Annotated in this window: 13 protein-coding genes; 8 read left to right on the top strand and 5 right to left on the bottom strand. The window is 52.7% G+C overall.

The features are described from left to right. Positions 1-62: 62 nt before the first annotated feature. The gene (locus ABD931_RS24860; protein ID WP_345270729.1) at positions 63-950 is read left to right on the top strand and encodes a serine hydrolase; all 888 of its coding nucleotides are present in this window, start codon (positions 63-65) and stop codon (positions 948-950) included. A 53-nt stretch (positions 951-1003) separates the two neighbouring features. Here ABD931_RS24860 and ABD931_RS24855 read toward each other — a convergent pair whose 3' ends face one another. Continuing rightward, positions 1004-1531 carry a lipocalin-like domain-containing protein gene (locus ABD931_RS24855; protein ID WP_345270728.1) on the bottom strand — a complete coding sequence of 176 codons (528 nt, stop codon included), beginning with the start codon at positions 1529-1531 and terminating at the stop codon, positions 1004-1006. A 142-nt stretch (positions 1532-1673) separates the two neighbouring features. Here ABD931_RS24855 and ABD931_RS24850 point away from each other — a divergent pair, with 142 nt between their 5' ends. The 4 genes from ABD931_RS24850 (at position 1674) to ABD931_RS24835 (ending at position 5496) form a co-directional block, all read left to right on the top strand. Further along, positions 1674-2354 (top strand): uracil-DNA glycosylase family protein, encoded by a 681-nt coding sequence (locus tag ABD931_RS24850; protein WP_345270727.1) that lies wholly within the window; start codon positions 1674-1676, stop codon positions 2352-2354. Positions 2355-2573: 219 nt separating this feature from the next. Beyond that, positions 2574-3371 (top strand): alpha/beta fold hydrolase, encoded by a 798-nt coding sequence (locus ABD931_RS24845; RefSeq protein WP_345270726.1) that lies wholly within the window; start codon positions 2574-2576, stop codon positions 3369-3371. A gap of 7 nt (positions 3372-3378) precedes the next feature. Further along, complete coding sequence (locus ABD931_RS24840; RefSeq protein WP_345270725.1) at positions 3379-4989, top strand: sensor histidine kinase; 1611 nt, start codon at positions 3379-3381, stop codon at positions 4987-4989. 186 nt (positions 4990-5175) lie between these two features. Further along, positions 5176-5496 carry a heavy metal-binding domain-containing protein gene (locus tag ABD931_RS24835; protein WP_345270842.1) on the top strand — a complete coding sequence of 107 codons (321 nt, stop codon included), beginning with the start codon at positions 5176-5178 and terminating at the stop codon, positions 5494-5496. A 53-nt stretch (positions 5497-5549) separates the two neighbouring features. Here ABD931_RS24835 and ABD931_RS24830 read toward each other — a convergent pair whose 3' ends face one another. Next, positions 5550-7076, bottom strand: a complete 1527-nt coding sequence (locus ABD931_RS24830; protein ID WP_345270724.1) for a P-loop NTPase family protein — start codon at positions 7074-7076, stop codon at positions 5550-5552. Positions 7077-7202: 126 nt separating this feature from the next. On the opposite strand from ABD931_RS24830, the gene ABD931_RS24825 reads away from it, so the two are divergent. Continuing rightward, a complete protein-coding gene (locus ABD931_RS24825) occupies positions 7203-9008 on the top strand; it encodes an IPT/TIG domain-containing protein (protein WP_345270723.1) in 1806 nt (601 codons plus the stop codon). Between the two features lie 66 nt (positions 9009-9074). Here ABD931_RS24825 and ABD931_RS24820 read toward each other — a convergent pair whose 3' ends face one another. Together ABD931_RS24820 and ABD931_RS24815 are read right to left on the bottom strand one after the other, a co-directional pair. Further along, complete coding sequence (locus ABD931_RS24820; RefSeq protein WP_345270722.1) at positions 9075-10178, bottom strand: vWA domain-containing protein; 1104 nt, start codon at positions 10176-10178, stop codon at positions 9075-9077. Positions 10179-10274: 96 nt separating this feature from the next. Beyond that, positions 10275-11624 (bottom strand): neutral/alkaline non-lysosomal ceramidase N-terminal domain-containing protein, encoded by a 1350-nt coding sequence (locus ABD931_RS24815; protein WP_345270721.1) that lies wholly within the window; start codon positions 11622-11624, stop codon positions 10275-10277. 63 nt (positions 11625-11687) lie between these two features. Here ABD931_RS24815 and murI point away from each other — a divergent pair, with 63 nt between their 5' ends. Continuing rightward, a complete protein-coding gene (gene murI, locus ABD931_RS24810; protein ID WP_345270720.1) occupies positions 11688-12512 on the top strand; it encodes a glutamate racemase in 825 nt (274 codons plus the stop codon). A 264-nt stretch (positions 12513-12776) separates the two neighbouring features. Here murI and ABD931_RS24805 read toward each other — a convergent pair whose 3' ends face one another. Then, positions 12777-13172 carry a VOC family protein gene (locus ABD931_RS24805; RefSeq protein ID WP_345270719.1) on the bottom strand — a complete coding sequence of 132 codons (396 nt, stop codon included), beginning with the start codon at positions 13170-13172 and terminating at the stop codon, positions 12777-12779. A gap of 417 nt (positions 13173-13589) precedes the next feature. Here ABD931_RS24805 and thrA point away from each other — a divergent pair, with 417 nt between their 5' ends. Continuing rightward, positions 13590-16061, top strand: coding sequence for a bifunctional aspartate kinase/homoserine dehydrogenase I (gene thrA, locus ABD931_RS24800; protein ID WP_345270718.1), 2472 nt, complete (start codon positions 13590-13592; stop codon positions 16059-16061). Positions 16062-16522 lie beyond the last annotated feature (461 nt).

Here is a 16522-nt window from a genome sequence, read left to right as displayed (position 1 = left end):
TCCTGCGTTTGAACCGCTTTTTTCATCTTTAAAAAATCGTACTACGCCCTGTGCTACCCGATATGCCTATTCTCCAGGAACTCAGCCGGTATTCGCTTCTCCGCCTACCCCTGCTCTTGAGCAGCTTTCTGCTCATTACCAGTGTCGTTTCCGGCCAGTCGCTGCCTAGCCGGTTATCCACTTACCTGCAAAAACTTCCGGCCACCGCCCGCGTTAGCCTGGCCGTAGAGCCGCTGCAACCAGATAGCGTAGCCGCCGGTCAGTCCATGTTCGCTCACCGGGCCGATGTACCCGTTCCGTCCGCCAGCCTCATTAAACTCCCCATCCTGGTCGAAGCTATGGAATGGGTAAAAGCCGGTCGGCTGGACCCCGACGAAATCCATATTCTGGTGGATTCCGAAAAGGCGGGCGGCACGGGTGTACTGGCTGCCTACCCCAGCCGCAGCCGGGTGTCGTACCGGGACCTGATCACGCTGATGATCACCCATAGTGATAACACGGCTACGAATGTTTTGATTCAGGAAATTGGTTTTGAGGCTGTTAACCAGCGGATGCAGGCGCTGGGTCTCACCCACACCCGCCTGAACCGGATGATGATGGATACGGCGGCCGTGAAGCGGGGCCTGGACAACTACGTAGCCGCTGGTGAACTGAATACGCTGCTGAAGAAGTTGGCGGGGTATGAACTGGCCACTCCGGCCTTGTGCCGGGAAATGCTGGAAATGCTAAAACGCTGCGATGACCAGACCACCATTCCCCGGCTGTTACCGAAAACGGTGGCCGTTGCGCACAAAACGGGTACGCTCACGTATGTGCGCGGAGATGCCGGTATTGTATACGCCCGCCGGCCGTTTGTGCTGTCGGTACTGGTACAGGGGACAAATCCGACGGACGCCGAATCCATCATCGGCGAAATTGCCTTGATTTGCTATCGGTTTTTTGAGCAGTAAACAAAAAAGCTCTTCTCCAAAGAGAAGAGCGCCGAATCATTCACCAGGGCTGTTTACATCTGCCGGAGAAACTCTATGGTATACGTATAACGGATAGCTTTTCCATTGCCCATCCAGTCGTCGTCGGCAACCACGCTCCATTTCATAACAGAACCGTTTACAGACAGGTCGTATTCATTGGTACCGTCACTATCTGTCAAAATAATCTTACTACCCTGCACTTTCCAGGTAGAATTGTCCTGAACACTGAGGCCGACATCATCAACCGATTTGCAGACGGCAGACGTGGCGGTCGTAACTTTACCGCTTTTCTGAAAGGTAATTTTTGTTTCTTTTAAGCAGGAAACGATCTGCCTGCCGTCGGGAAAAGCGCCAAACAGGTCGAAGAGATCTGTAAATTTCTGACCGCTACCAAGATCAATGGCAGGGCTTGCCTTTATAGCCGACATTTTCCAGGTGCCCTCCACGGAACTGCCGGAAGAGGGATTGATTTCCGTATTGTCTTTCTTGCAACCAATTACGGCAACCGAGAGTACCAGCGCGGTTATGAGGAATGGCCGCAGTCCGAATAGATTTTTCATTGTGTGTAGCGTGAACAGTTCGTATTAGATTTACGGCTCAAATATGACCGGGAAGCGGTTGTTGATCAATACTTTACGCTGTAAACAGGTATTTGCTCCGCATGAAGCGTATTTTTCAAACCATGAAACGTAACCTTATCCGATGAGCCCTACTTTTGCCGATCAGGCCATCCGCTATTACCTCAACCTGACAGATCCGGGCCATCTGCCGCCCGGCGTATCGGTGCTGAACCCCTACCGGCAACCGGAGGTGCAAACAATCATTCAGACATTCTTCACCAGGTACTTCAGTGACCACCGGCCCCGGATCTTTGTGCTGGGCATCAATCCGGGTCGGTTTGGAGCCGGTGTTACGGGCATTTCGTTTACCACACCCCAGGCCCTCATCAATCACTGCGGCATTGACAACAACCTGCCGCCGACACCCGAACTGTCGAGCCGGTTTATTTACCGGGTAGTCGATGCCTTCGGCGGACCCGCAGCTTTTTACAGCCAGTTTTTTCTAACCTCCCTGTACCCGCTGGCGCTGATGAAAAGCGGCAAAAACTACAACTTCTACGATGACCGGGGGCTTACGGCGGCTCTGTGGCCGTATATTACCGATACAGTAAAGCAGCAGACCGCATTCGGCTATGACCGCCGGGTAGCCGTTTGCCTGGGCCGGAAAAATGAAGGTTATCTGCAACGGCTCAACGGGCAGCAGGGCTTTTTTGACCGTATCGTTACCCTCGATCACCCTCGCTATATTCTGCAGTACCGCAGCCGCGAGGCCGATGCTTATGTAGACCAATACATCCGGACCCTGGCCGACTGTCTGCTCTGATTTCGGCTAACGCTTGCAGAAACGGAATCTATTTTTTAAGTTGGAGGTATAAGCTCTGAATTTCCGCCATCAGGGCCGATGGCTAAAGTGCTCACCGGAACTGGCTGGGGCTTAACTACTTCTGATAGTGCCGATACTTTTTATTGAGCGTTTCGTCTAAGTACAGCCATTAACTAAAAAAACCGTACTTGTACCATAGTATTAAGTCAACTGGCCGGAATGAAAGTAACTGAACGTAACAATGTGCGGATTGCCGGTAAACCGGATGCCGCACAAACTATTTTATTTGCACACGGCTTCGGCACCGATCAAACAGCCTGGCATGACGTAGCGCAGGCCTTTGCCGGCGATTATCGTCTGGTGCTATTCGATATAGTAGGGGCCAATGAGCATACCGTCCGGTATTTTGATGCACGCAAATACAACCGGCTGCCGGTATTTGCGGAGGATATTCTGGACATCATGGATGAGCTTCAGCTCCGGGATGTGATCTTCTTCGGCCATTCCGTGGGCGGCATGACCGGCACCCTGGCCGCCATTGAAGAGCCGGACTGGTTTTCGCGCCTGGTGCTGCTGAATGCCTCACCGCGCTACATGAATGATACTGATTATACCGGTGGTTTTGATAAAGATACCCTGGAAAGCATTTTTGAGCAGATGGGCAGTAACTATCATGCCTGGGCGAGCGGCTTTGCGCCAGTGGCCATGCAGAATCCCGGCCGGCCTCACCTGGCGCTGTCCTTTGCCAGAACCTTGTCGGCCATGCGACCCGATGTAGCGCTGGCTACCGCCCGCGTTATCTTTTACTCCGACCACCGTACCGATATTGAAAGGCTCATGCAGCCTACGCTGCTCATCCAGGGCAAGTATGATTTGGTAGTGCCCCCGCAGGCTACCCACTATCTGCACAATCATATTCCGGATGCGCGGCTGGATTTTATTGATTCGGAGGGGCATTTCCCGCACATCAGCGATGCGGAGGATGTCATCAGCAGCATCAGGTCGTTTCTAAATTAAACGGCCTATGAACTGGCGGCAATTCCAGCAGCAATTCTACCAGCGGGCATATGCCCCCTCTACCTCGACACTCGACGCCATCCACAGCTATGTGGCCCTGGTCAGGGAATATACCGGGGCCGATAGCTGTTATATGCTCCGTGAGCGCGACGAGTGGACCGCAACCATACCGTATGTGCATCCGCCGATGCCGGTCCCCGCGTCCGTCAATCCAGGCCAACTTAGTGAGCTGACCCACTCCTCCGACTTTTTTCTGGAGCCGCAGTTTGTTCCCCGCCGGCCGGTAAAGGCACTGCTCGGTCAATATAAACAGGTGGCCGGCCTGCGGGTCATAACCGATTCGCTCCGGGGCTGGATTTTACTGGCCTGGCACCAGGCGGATACCGGCACCGTCGATGTGGAAATGGCGCTCCGGATGCTGGGTGATAAAGTGACCATTTACCGGCTTGAAGCCAGCCGGTTAAACCTGGAGCAGCAGTACGAGTTTTTATTTGCCACCATTCCGCAGGCCATCATCCGCATCAACGAAGATGATAACTCGGCCTGGGTCAATCAGGCCGCCATTGATCTGCTGGCGCTGGAAGCCGGCAACCTGCGCCCAACGGCAGCCGCCGTTTCGGCCGGTATGATGCGACTTCGCAACCAGGCCACTAACCAGCCGGAAATTAACGAAGCCGCCGGTCATCTGCTGATGGATGCTCACTTTGTGACAAAAGAGTGGATCTGGACGTTTCCCGATAAGATTCTGAGTGTTCTGACAAAACCAGTTCGAACCAGTTATTTTAAAGGGCGGATCTGGCTGTTCAACGACGTATCGGAACTATACCACTTATATAGCCGGCTTGATGAACAGCGCCGGTTGCTGGTCTGGCAGAACGAACAGTTGGTCGACGCCAAAAATGAGATAGAAAACCTGATCAGCGTGATCGCCCACGACCTGAAATCACCACTGGCAACCATCCGTTTTGTCTTTGATTTTCTGCCGATACTGGGACCCCTCAACAGTGAGCAGCAGGACAATATTACCTATGGGTTGAAAACCGTAAAGCGCGGAGCCGGCCTGATCGACAGTATTGTGTTCTACAACAAACTTATTTCATCCAGCGAGCCGGTGCAGAAGACAGATACGGAACTGAATGACCTGCTGGAGGTGGTGGTAGATGGTTTTGAAGCCCAGGCCCGGCAAAAAGAGATAAAACTGCACCTGAACGGCCCCGACATACCGGTAATCCTGCACACCGACCCTGAATCGCTGGTCCGGATTCTGGATAACCTCATCAGCAACGCCCTCAAGTTCTCCTTATTCGGTAAGAATATCTTCATCAACAGTTATCTGCGGCAGGAGCAGCTCTACATTGCCGTCCGCGACGAAGGCCCCGGTATCCCGCCCGAAGACATGTCTAAACTTTTCAAGCGTTTTCAGCGGCTCTCGGCGCAGCCAACCAATAACGAGAGTTCATCGGGCCTCGGCTTATCTATTGTGAAATCGCTCACCGAGAAACTGGAAGCCACCATTGAGGTAGACAGCCTTGTAGGCGAAGGCACCACCTTTCGGCTGGTGTTCCCTAACCATCTCGTTCAGACACATAACCACACCAACACCCCAACGCGGGTTTGAGTAGCCTTCCACCGTTTCTGTGTTGCCGGCCGGTTGAGTCTTTTTCCGGCCGAACAATAAATAAGGCGGTGCGATCCTGGTAGCCGACCGCCTGTCCGGTAGTATTTGTAAGAATTAAAAACTCTGCGACCTTTGCGCATTCATACGTCGAAGAATACAGGATTATACGCCGTGAACATGCCCGCTATGCTAATAACGACTACACCAAACATCGAAGGAAAAAGCATCACAAAATACATTGGCCTGGTGAATGGAGAAGCCATTATCGGGGCCAACCTGGTCAAAGATTTCTTCGCCAGCGTTCGTGATGTCGTAGGTGGCCGATCGGGTGCTTACGAGCAGGGGCTGCGCGAAGCTAAAAGTATTGCCATCAAAGAGATGATGGACCAGGCTCAGCGGCTGGGAGCCAACGCCATCATCGGCGTCGACCTGGATTACGAAACCATCGGCGGCAACGGTTCCATGCTCATGGTGAGCTGCAACGGCACCGCCGTGGTGGTAGAATAATGATGAATGATGAACGATAAATGTTAGCGCGACAGCTCATTCATCATTCATCATTAAAATTTGTCGTCGTCATCATCTTCCTCTTCAAACCGGCTACCGGGGCTGAACATGGAACCGAGAAGGTCTTTAAATTGCTGGCCGGTATCCAGGGCTTTTTTGCCGATGACCGAGTATTCGGCGAGACCGTGCAGGGCAAACTCCATCATAAAGAGTCGTTCCTGACGGCTGAGCCGGGTGTGAAACTGATCGATTACATCATCCAGCCCGTCGATAGTGCGCAGGCGGTTTTCGTAATCGCGGTTGCTCAGGTCGTTCAGAATGTCGATGGTGTTGCCGTCGCCGAACCAGTCGGAAATTTTTTTGTACGGATTGCCCCGCTTGTCTTTCTTCGCTTTTTCGGGATTCGGGAAATACTGAAGGAACTGGTTGCGAATGGCTTTTCCGATCAGGTTCTGCGCTACAATTACCGGTCCTTCTACCTCGCCTTCGTACACCAGTTCCACCTTCCCGCAGATGGCCGGCACCGCTCCGTAGAGGTCGGCAATGCGAACGTAGGTCTCCTTCTCGCCGTTGAGCAGGGCCCGGCGCTCGGCCGATGACAGCATATTCTCAAACGCCGAAATAGTCATCCGGGCCGATACTCCACTCTTGGAATCGACATACTCGCTTTCGCGGGCCTCAAAGGCGACCTGCTCAATCAGGTCGGCAATCAGATCATTGGTTTTAACCAGGCCTTTCTGCTCCGTTTTAATGACCGCTTCCTGTTGGGTGATCTTCTTACCGATCTCAATTGATTTCGGATAGTGGGTAACGATCTGGCTGTCGATCCGGTCTTTCAGCGGTGTTACGATGCTGCCCCGGTTGGTATAATCTTCCGGGTTGGCGGTAAACACAAACTGAATATCGAGCGGCAACCGCAGCTTAAAGCCCCGGATCTGAATATCACCTTCCTGTAGAATGTTAAAGAGCGACACCTGAATACGGGCCTGTAAGTCGGGTAATTCGTTAATTACAAAAATACACCGGTGCGAGCGGGGTATCAGGCCGAAATGGATCGTCCGCTCGTCGGAATACGGCAGTTTCAGCGTAGCCGCCTTTATGGGGTCAACGTCGCCGATGAGGTCAGCCACCGACACATCGGGTGTTGCCAGCTTTTCGGTATAGCGGTCGTCGCGGTGCATCCAGGAAATAGGTGTATCGTCGCCTTTCTCGGCAATCAGATCGTGGGCATAGCGCGACAGCGGGTGGAGCGGATCATCGTTCAGTTCAGCCCCCTCAACAACCGGAATATACTCGTCCAGCAGATTAATCATCAGCCGGGCGATACGGGTCTTAGCCTGCCCGCGCAGACCGAGCAGGTTAATATGATGCATTGATAAGATTGCTCGTTCAACATCCGGAATTACCGTATCTTCGTAGCCCCAGATACCCGGAAAGACCACTTCTTTTTCCCGGATCTTTTGTATTAGATTTTCCCGTAACTCCTGCTTGATCGAACGTGGCTGATAACCGGCGGCTTTCAGGTCGCCTAGTGTTTTTAGCTTCAGTAAATGGTTTGATTTCAGGCTGTGGTAGCTCATTAACTCTTGAATTGAAAGGATGGGTATTTTGTCGGATAACAGGGTTTGTACATAAATGGTTTTATGACTTCTAAATTGGCTAATTTTACCACACCTCTGGTGGCAGCGGATTAAAAATCCTACAGTATGAATAACCGTATACTCACGTTTTTTCTTTTTCTAATGTGTATTGGCATCCAGGGTTGCCGGGTTCAGAAAACTCAGCCTGAGCTCTGGCAGGTGTTTCCCGACAAGGCTGCCATTGGTGAAGAAATTACCCTCAAAGGGGCCCAGTTCGGTGCTAAACCAGCAGTTACTGTAGGACAGTCCGGGAACTTTGTAAATGCCGACATTCGCAACCACGATGAGCAAACCATAAAAGTAATCGTTCCACGGTCAGCCACGGGTCCGGCGCAGATCCGGGTTTCCAATGACAATGGTGTATCAGACCCGCTTCCATTCATTATTCTTCAGCCAACACCAGTATTAGCGTCTGTGGTGCCGGTCAATGGCCTGCCGGGAGCAAAGGTGCGGCTGTCCGGTGATTTTCTGGACAGGATAAAAGCCGTCCGGTTTGCGGATGTGCCCGTAGCGGATATGACACCAGCCTCTCCGCAGGAGGTCACCGTTACCGTACCGGCTAATATACCGCGCGGACCGCTGGCTATTACGGTAGAAACGGAAGGAGGCCGCAGCACCGGTGACTTTATTGTGGCCGGTACGCCGGAAATTACCAGCTTCACCCCAAAACGGGCCAAAGCGGGTACGGAACTGGTGATTCAGGGACGTAACCTGCTCGATGGCGTTATTGCTGTAAATGGCCTGGCTACTGATAAAAGCCGGACGCAGATTCAGGATACCGAGATACGCACGGTTATTCCCGCAGCGGCCACTACGGGGCTCATTACCATTACCGTGTTTGAACGCGTTAGGACTACCAGCACCGACACCCTGTTTATTGCGCTTGCTCCTATTATTAATCCTGCGGGTTTAAGCAGCACAGAAGGCACTGCCGGCGATAAACTGACGGTTACCGGGCAAAACTTGCGGGATGTGACCAGTGTTACTTTTGGCACCACCTCGGCCGTATTCAAAATTCTTAGCGATACCCAACTGGAAATAACCGTTCCCAATCGGAGCCAGGGCGGTGAAGTAGCGGTTACGGTCAGTGGCCTTGGCGGTAGCGCCACGAGTCAGCAGGCATTCCTGCTGATTCTGGCTCCGGCTAATGTCGCGTTTACCCCCATCCGCGCCGGTCGCGGTAAAGACGTACTCATTACAGGCCAGAACCTGCACCGCATTAATGAGGTGAAGATAAACAACAAAACAGCCCTTATTACCAAACGCACCGAGGGTACTGAGATCCAGGTTACCGTACCGGCCGATGCCACTACGGGGCCGGTGGCCGTTACCAACCGCGCCGGCACCGTTACCACTACCCGCAGCCTGACGGTGGTCCAGAAAGCCGTAGTTACCAGCTTCACCAGCAGCACAACCGTGGGTAGCCGGGTGATTATCAAAGGCAATTATCTCCAGGATGCAAAAGTGTTCTTTACGGGCAGCCTGACCGCAGCCATCACCGACGGCAAAAACGAGGAGACGGAACTATGGGTAAAAGTGCCGGCCAATGCTCAGACCGGCCCCTTAACCGTCACAAACGACTCCGACGAATCGACCACCACCCCCGAATCGTTTACCGTGCTGCGGCTGCCTTCGGCCCTGGATTTTACCCCAAAAGCAGGCAAAGCCGGTGATGAGATTACCCTGACCGGGCAGCATGTAACGGGGGTAAAGGAAGTCCGGTTTGGCGGGGGCAAATCATCGGCGGCTAAATTCCGGCAATCCGGCAATGCACTTGTCATAACGGTGCCGGCCGATGCCTCCACCGGCCCCATCTGCCTCACTACCGATGCGGGCAATGTCTGCACCACCGGAAGTTTTACGGTGGAGTGATGTCTCCCTCAGCATCTTTGCTAAGTGCACAAAAAAGCCCAGCATCCCTGCTGGGCTCGACAGTTGTTACTTGATATTCTTCCGCCGGTTGCGCTGGAAATCTTCAAACATCATATTACCAAGGCCCTGAAGGCTGCTGTAGTAAGCGCGTCCGTTGTTTACCTTGGTAAACTCCTGCACGAACTGCTTCAGATAGGGGTCAGAAGCAATCATGAAGGTGGTGATGGGTATATCCAGCCGGCGGCACTGGGCGGAAAGCGTCAGCGTTTTGCTGACGATCTTCCGGTCGAGGCCAAAGCTGTTCTTGTAGTACCGGATGCCTTCTTTCAGGCAGGTCGGCTTCCCATCGGTAATCATAAAGATCTGCTTATTTTTGTTTTTCCGGCGACGCAGCAGATCCATCGCCAGTTCCAGCCCGGCTACAGTATTGGTATGGTAAGGGCCAACCTCCAGATACGGCAGATCTTTTGCCTGAATTTGCCAGGCATCGTTGCCGAACACAATTATATCCAGGGTATCTTTGGGGTACTTTTGCCTGACCAGTTCAACCAGCGCCAGGGCCACTTTTTTGGCCGGGGTAATGCGGTCTTCGCCGTACAGGATCATGGAGTGGCTGATGTCGATCATCAGCACCGTGGAGGTCTGCGTCTTCTGCTCTTTCTCCACTACCTCCAGGTCACGCTCCATCAGGGCAAACTCCTCCAGACCACTGTTGATCTGCGCATTCCGGATCGACTCCGTCATGGAAATCTGCTCCAGGGTATCACCAAACTGATATGCCCGCAGGTCGCTGCTGAGTTCGTCACCGGTGCCGGTATACGGTGTCTGGTGATTGCCGCCTGATTTAGACCGTTTCAACTTTCCAAAAATCTCCTCCAGAGCGCTCCGGCGAATGGTCTGCTCGCTTTTGGGCGTCATCACCAGCCGGCCTTCTTCGTTCTCTTCGGTAAGGTAGCCTTTTTCTTTCAGGTCCTCGAAAAAGTCGCCCATGCCGTATTTATCGTCGGTGAGGCCATACTGCCGGTCAAGCTGGTTCATCCACGACATGGCCTGCTCTACATCACCCGAGGTAATGAGCAGCAACTGCTGGAAGATATTGAGCAGTTTATCAAAACTGCTGCCGTCCTTCTTCTCGGGCGGAACATAATCGGAAAATTGAAAGCCTTTCATACGATAGTATAGTCGTCAGCGGTTAGTCGTTGGTCGATAGCGGCCTGAGCTTTTGGCGGCTACCCGAAAAACAGCAGGAATATCGGATTTGTTCAGTTACATCTTCGCAATAAGCCCTTTCATCATTTCGACGAAGTAAGCGCCGTTGTAGGGACCGAACCAGTTCATGGTTTGTGTCTCGTATGCCTCCTGGTTGTAGTAGGCATCGGGGGTAATGTATCCAACATAACCGCCGTTGAAGCTGGTTATCATCAAATTTACCTGTTTCTCTTTTACAATCGCATTAAATTCCGGCAGCAGTTCACCAGAAAAATCGCAGGGCGTGCTAACCAGAATGGTGTTGCCGATGCGGAGGGCTTTCAGATCCGACGGAAAATCGCCGTACACATCGTGGAACAGCCACGGCCGGATGCGCCAGTTACCGAGAACGCGGGCATTGGGTTCACGCAGGCCTAGCGGCAGCGTCGCTATGCCCAGGGTACTATCCGGCTTCGTGGTGATCTGCGGTATGGCTGGTAAAACAACAGATGCCAGATCAAGGGCGTAAGACTGTTTTCGATCCAGCCCGGTTTCGCCTTCAGCTTTGGGGCCGGTACTGCCCACGGCTCCGGACATAAAAACGGTAAAGCTGCCGGTTTTCTTTGCCAGTGTGTCTACCAGTACACCCGGGTAGTCTCGGCTCAGGTACTTATAATCCTGAACGGCATCCAGCGTGGTGGAATGCCCGGCGTACGTACAGAGCAGCGCCAACTCGCCGGTGGTCTTTTGCAGCATCAACATCCGGAACCAGCCGTCGACCGGATTACCTTCGTTCAGCCGGTTATACAACAGGCTACCGGCCATAACCTGACCAAAGCCAACCGCTACAGGTGCTATATTCTGCTGCGCCGAGGCTATGGCTTTTAAAATGGTGTTGGTGATATGGTCAACGATCATCTCATCGTATTCGCCCGAAAACAATCGACCTACCACGCCCGGTGCCCAGCCGCCGATGCTGTTATGCGAATGGATAGCCCCCATGAATACCTTATCCCAGTGCAGCCCAACCTCCGGCAAACGCTTTTTGAGTTGCTCCGTTACGGTCGGCGGAATAATGAGCAGGTCGGCACTGACAATAGCGGCCTTGGTGGTACCATTGTCGAGAACGATGGCGCGTACATAAATGGAATCGGCAACGGTTTCCCAGTGTTTTCCCCGGCGGACGCCGTAACCACCGGTGGGTGTCGTATACGCCGGCGTCAGGTTTGCGCTGGCCCAGCCGGCCCGGATAGGGTACTTGCCGGTGACAGTTGGGTTCAGCTGAGTAAGCCGCTGTTTAGTTTGTTGGTAATAGTCGGTTTGCTGGTACGGGGTATCGTCGACGGGAGCCAGACTGACAGCCAGGAACAGAAAAATGGCGATCAGCAGGCCCGCCAGCACTTTCAGGAGAATACGGAGCAGTTTCATAAGATTATCACCAAACTTAGCAGACGAAACGGCCCCAGGCAACAGAAGTCGTAACTTTGTGGTATGTCAGCCTATCATCCCATTGGCATTTTCGACTCCGGCTACGGCGGACTGACCGTATTGAAGGAGATTGTCCGGAAACTGCCTCAGTACGATTACATCTACCTGGGCGATAACGCCCGCACGCCTTACGGTACCCGCTCGTTCGACACGGTGTACCACTACACCCTCGAATGTGTGCAGCATTTATTTAGTATGGGCTGCCGGCTGGTCATTCTGGCCTGCAACACGGCTTCGGCCAAAGCCCTGCGCAACATTCAGCAACTGGACCTGGAAAAAATAAACCCAGATTACCGCGTACTTGGTGTAATTCGGCCCACTACGGAAGTGATCGGCAACTATTCAAAATCGGGCGAGGTGGGCATTCTGGCGACCAAAGGAACAGTAACCTCGGAGTCTTATCTGGTAGAGATCGAGAAGTTTTTTCCGGATGTAAAGGTCTATCAGGAAGCCTGCCCGATGTGGGTACCGCTGGTCGAAAACAACGAATACATGAGCGCAGGAGCCGACTTCTTCGTCAAAAAGCATATCGATCACTTACTGGAACAATCGCCTGCTATTGATACCTTGCTGCTGGCCTGTACCCATTATCCGCTGCTGCTGCCCAAAATCAAAGAACACATACCCAATAACATAACCATACTGAGCCAGGGTGAGATTGTGGCCGATAGCCTGGCCGATTACCTGCATCGTCACCCCGAAATGGACGAACAATGCAGCAAAGGCGGACAAATACGCTTCTTCACCACCGACTCGCCGGAGGATTTCAGCCGACAGGCCAGTTTGTTCTACGGAGAGCCGGTACAGGCAGAGAAGCTGAGTTTATAGGTAAACAGCGGGCTATGTAATAGACCGCTACGTTCCAGTAGCCCTGCCTACCGTCTGGTCTATCGGCCTGGCCGGGCCGCTGTCCGTTATCTCTTGGGTAGTCACGGGCTGCACTTCATGCCCGATCAGCTATGGAACTAAATGCAGTGGTTCCATTCCTCCCGGACAGATACCATTCTGGGTATCACGAACCCGAAGAAGCTACCTTCAAGCCACACATGCGCGATTCTGTCGGCTTCTGCAGCGCAGATTGTAAACGGCTGCTTATAAGCGCTCAAGAATTTGGAGCATATTACCATCTGGGTCAAACAGGTTACGAACACGGCCACCGCCGATGGCGTCAACAATTTCACCACCCCAGACGACGCCCTTGCTGTCCAGAAAAGCGATGGCGTCATCAATATTGTCAACCTTAAGTGCCAGGTGCGACCAGCCGGGTGTCCAGAAGGTACGCATCGGGCGGGCAGTATCGTCCTTTGGTATTATTTCCAGTAGAGAGCCATCAGGTGCTTTCAACAGCCAGACAGGCTTAGGGTGGTGGAACCATTTTTCGTAGCCGAACATGGTACAGTACCAGTCCGCCAACGTTTCTACATCGTTGGCTGCCACAGCGGGGTGGTCAATGCCTTTTATCGATAATTCTTTTATAGCCATGTTCATTGAATGAAAATGGAAGGCGCTGGATATACCGATCACAACGGTAATGTCCGTCTCCGCCTATCTCTGGTAAATATATTAGAATTGGCAGGAAAAACCCAGGCGACTATCCGGCGGGTAGGATTCAGAAAAATGGTCTGTCTTTAGCTAGGTGCCTGATAAACGTCTGCATTTTACCAATATTTAGTACCATTTTTCTACAGTTGCTCTTAATCAGCTACTGGTTAGGGCTGAAGTATCACCAGAATATCAGGAAACAAAGACACAGCGATCCCGACTGAATAGCCATCCTCTATATCAATAAGCGGCCCTTTTGCCTATATTTGCAGTTTATTACGCTTCATTAACTGAGAGATTAGTTCCCTGAACGGGTTGGCTCCATCGCGCACCACCGTTTGCGCATTTAGCATTCCTATTTCCATGATTGTATTGAAATTTGGCGGCACCTCGGTTGGGTCCGTAGACAGCATAAAGCAGATTATCAACATTATTGAGCAACACCGGCAGGAGGATATGTCCATTGCGGTTGTGTTGTCGGCAATGAGTGGGGTAACCAATCAGTTAATCGAAATCGGCCGTATGGCCACCAACGGCAACCCCGATTACCTGGAGCTGGTCCGGCGGATTGAAGACCGGCACTTCAACGTCATCAAAGCGTTGATTCCGGTTAAGGAACAGAGTAAAGTGTTTGCCAGCATCCGGGGGGTTATCAATGAACTGGAAGACTTGCTCCGGGGCGTTTCTCTGATCCGGGAGCTGTCGCCCCGCACACTCGATCTGATTATGAGCTTCGGCGAGCGGCTTTCCACGGCTATCGTTACGGAGTGTATCAAGAGCCGGGGTATCCCCGCCGTGTTCTGCGACGCCCGTCAGCTTATCAAAACCGACAGCCAGTTTGGGCAGGCGGAGGTTAATTATACCCTGACAAACCAGCTCATTCAGGACTTTTTTGCCCGCAATACCGCCTTACAAACTGGCGGCATACCGCTGATTACCGGCTTTATTGGCTCGACAGAAAAAAACGAGACTACTACGCTGGGCCGGGGCGGCTCCGACTATACGGCTTCCATTATCGGTGCCGCGCTGAATGCCGAGCGCATCGACATCTGGACGGACGTTGACGGGATGATGACCGCCGACCCGCGCAAAGTGCCCAATGCGTTTAATATTCCCAGCATCACCTACGCCGAAGCGATGGAGCTTTCCCACTTCGGAGCCAAGGTGATTTACCCGCCCAGCCTGCAACCGGCCTTTGCCCGCAATATTCCTATTCAGGTACTGAATACCTTCAACCCTACCCATGCCGGAACGCTGGTAAGCCGCACGGCCGAACGGCGGCAATACACCATTACGGGTATCTCGTCTATCGACGATATTGCGCTGGTAAATGTTCAGGGCAGTGGAATGATTGGGGTTGCCGGGGTATCGGCCAAGTTATTCGGGGTGCTGGCGACCAACCGCATCAGCGTTATCCTGATTTCGCAGGCTTCATCGGAACACTCCATCTGTTTTGCCATTGACCCACGCGCGGCCCAACAGGTAAAAGACATTCTGGATACGGAGTTTGCCGTTGAGATGTCACACGGGCATATCGACAACATTAGTATCGAGCGCGATCTGTCGATTATTGCTACTGTGGGGGAGGGCATGAAGAAAAGCTCCGGTATTGCCGGTAAGCTGTTTTCGGTACTCGGCAAAAATGGGGTGAATATTGTGGCAGTAGCGCAGGGGTCGTCGGAGATCAACATCTCGGTCGTAATCAACAAGAACAACCTGTCGAAGGCCCTGAACGCCATTCACAACGTATTCTTCCAGTCGGAAGCCCGCATACTGAATCTGTACCTGGTCGGCACCGGACTCATTGGCAGTACGCTGCTGCGGCAAATCTGCGCCCAGTATGCGTTCCTTCGTTCCGAAAAACTCCTGCGGGTATGTCTGGTCGGTGTGTCCAACACCAAGAAAATGCTGCTCGATCCGAAAGGCGTCAGCCTCGATGATTGGCGGGAACGGCTGCTCACCGAGGGCGTTACCACCTCGCTTCCGGCCTTTGTGGAGCAGATGAAGTACTATAACCTGCCGAACAGCGTGTTTATCGACTGTACCTCCGACAAAGACATTGTGCAGTTTTACGAACTGCTGCTGGATGCCAACATTTCGGTCGTAACACCCAACAAAGTCGCCAACTCCGGCTCGTTTGCCGAGTACCGGCGGCTCCAGAAAACGGCGTTGAACCGGGGCGTTAAGTTCCTGTACGAAACCAATGTAGGTGCCGGCCTGCCCATTATCAATACCTTGCAGGGGTTAATGACCAGTGGGGATCGTTTCCTGAAAATTGAAGCGATTCTGTCGGGTACGCTGTCGTATATCTTCAACAACTTCCGGTCGGGCACCTCATTTGCGGCCATTGTGCGGGAGGCCAAAGAGAAAGGCTATACCGAACCCGATCCCCGCGAAGACCTCAGCGGTATGGATGTAGCCCGCAAGATTCTGATTCTGGCCCGCGAAGCCGGTTTCCCGCTGGAGCCGGACGATGTGACCATCAAAAACCTGCTGCCGGAAGCCTGCACAGCCGCGCCCACCATTCCGGCGTTCTTTCAGGAGTTGGAGAACAACAACGACTACTTTGAAAGCCTGCTGGCCGATGCCGAAAGCCGGAACGAAAAGCTGCGGTATGTGGCCACACTGGAAAACGAGAAGGTAACCATTGAGCTGCGCTCGGTAGGGCCGGAGCACCCGTTTTACATGCTGTCGGGCTCAGACAACATCGTATCGTTCACCACGGAGCGTTACAAAGACCGGCCGCTGGTGGTAAAAGGCCCCGGTGCCGGTGCTGAAGTTACGGCTTCGGGGGTATTTGCGGATGTTGTTAGTATCGGGAGCTATTTGGCGTAAAGCTGTTGGTGAACTTCTTCACCCCTCATTGATTATGAGAAAATAACTGTGCAGGGGCAGGCTTGCCCCTACAGGGCTGTGATGTTTTCCAGAAAGGGACATAACTATAAACCGCTGACCCCTCCGGGGTAAGTTGAGCGTCTTATATTACCCCGGAGGGGTCAGCGGTTTATAGCATCTGCCGAATCGTGCCCTATTTCCTGCCCTGTAGGGGCAAGCCAAAATGGCTCGATTAATTTCTTAAAAACAATAAGGATTAAAATAGCAATTCTTCGACTTTGCGGATACCGGGAATATGCCTTCCGCTGATATCACGATACAGGTCTTTTAAATGTGTCTTAGCCCCCTAAATAGCTGGACATAGATTCTACAAAGTATCACTTTTAACTTTGTAGCAATCATGAGCAAAAAACGAAAAACCTGGACCGCCGACGAGAAGCTGGCTATCCTTCAGGAAGCTG

Source organism: Nibrella viscosa, assembly GCF_039541875.1.
Lineage (GTDB): Bacteria > Bacteroidota > Bacteroidia > Cytophagales > Spirosomataceae > Nibrella > Nibrella viscosa.
This window is presented reverse-complemented; position numbering and strand designations above follow the sequence as displayed.

What these genes read in the sequence shown, in the direction of transcription:
- ABD931_RS24850 (WP_345270727.1), top strand. Translation starts at nt 1,674, where the DNA reads ATGAGCCCTACTTTTGCCGATCAGGCCATCCGCTATTACCTCAACCTG.
- ABD931_RS24860 (WP_345270729.1), top strand. Translation starts at nt 63, where the DNA reads ATGCCTATTCTCCAGGAACTCAGCCGGTATTCGCTTCTCCGCCTACCC.
- ABD931_RS24805 (WP_345270719.1), bottom strand. Translation starts at nt 13,172, where the DNA reads ATGAACATGGCTATAAAAGAATTATCGATAAAAGGCATTGACCACCCC.
- ABD931_RS24820 (WP_345270722.1), bottom strand. Translation starts at nt 10,178, where the DNA reads ATGAAAGGCTTTCAATTTTCCGATTATGTTCCGCCCGAGAAGAAGGAC.
- ABD931_RS24840 (WP_345270725.1), top strand. Translation starts at nt 3,379, where the DNA reads ATGAACTGGCGGCAATTCCAGCAGCAATTCTACCAGCGGGCATATGCC.
- ABD931_RS24855 (WP_345270728.1), bottom strand. Translation starts at nt 1,531, where the DNA reads ATGAAAAATCTATTCGGACTGCGGCCATTCCTCATAACCGCGCTGGTA.
- ABD931_RS24830 (WP_345270724.1), bottom strand. Translation starts at nt 7,076, where the DNA reads ATGAGCTACCACAGCCTGAAATCAAACCATTTACTGAAGCTAAAAACA.
- ABD931_RS24815 (WP_345270721.1), bottom strand. Translation starts at nt 11,624, where the DNA reads ATGAAACTGCTCCGTATTCTCCTGAAAGTGCTGGCGGGCCTGCTGATC.
- ABD931_RS24835 (WP_345270842.1), top strand. Translation starts at nt 5,176, where the DNA reads ATGCTAATAACGACTACACCAAACATCGAAGGAAAAAGCATCACAAAA.
- thrA (WP_345270718.1), top strand. Translation starts at nt 13,590, where the DNA reads ATGATTGTATTGAAATTTGGCGGCACCTCGGTTGGGTCCGTAGACAGC.
- ABD931_RS24845 (WP_345270726.1), top strand. Translation starts at nt 2,574, where the DNA reads ATGAAAGTAACTGAACGTAACAATGTGCGGATTGCCGGTAAACCGGAT.
- murI (WP_345270720.1), top strand. Translation starts at nt 11,688, where the DNA reads ATGTCAGCCTATCATCCCATTGGCATTTTCGACTCCGGCTACGGCGGA.
- ABD931_RS24825 (WP_345270723.1), top strand. Translation starts at nt 7,203, where the DNA reads ATGAATAACCGTATACTCACGTTTTTTCTTTTTCTAATGTGTATTGGC.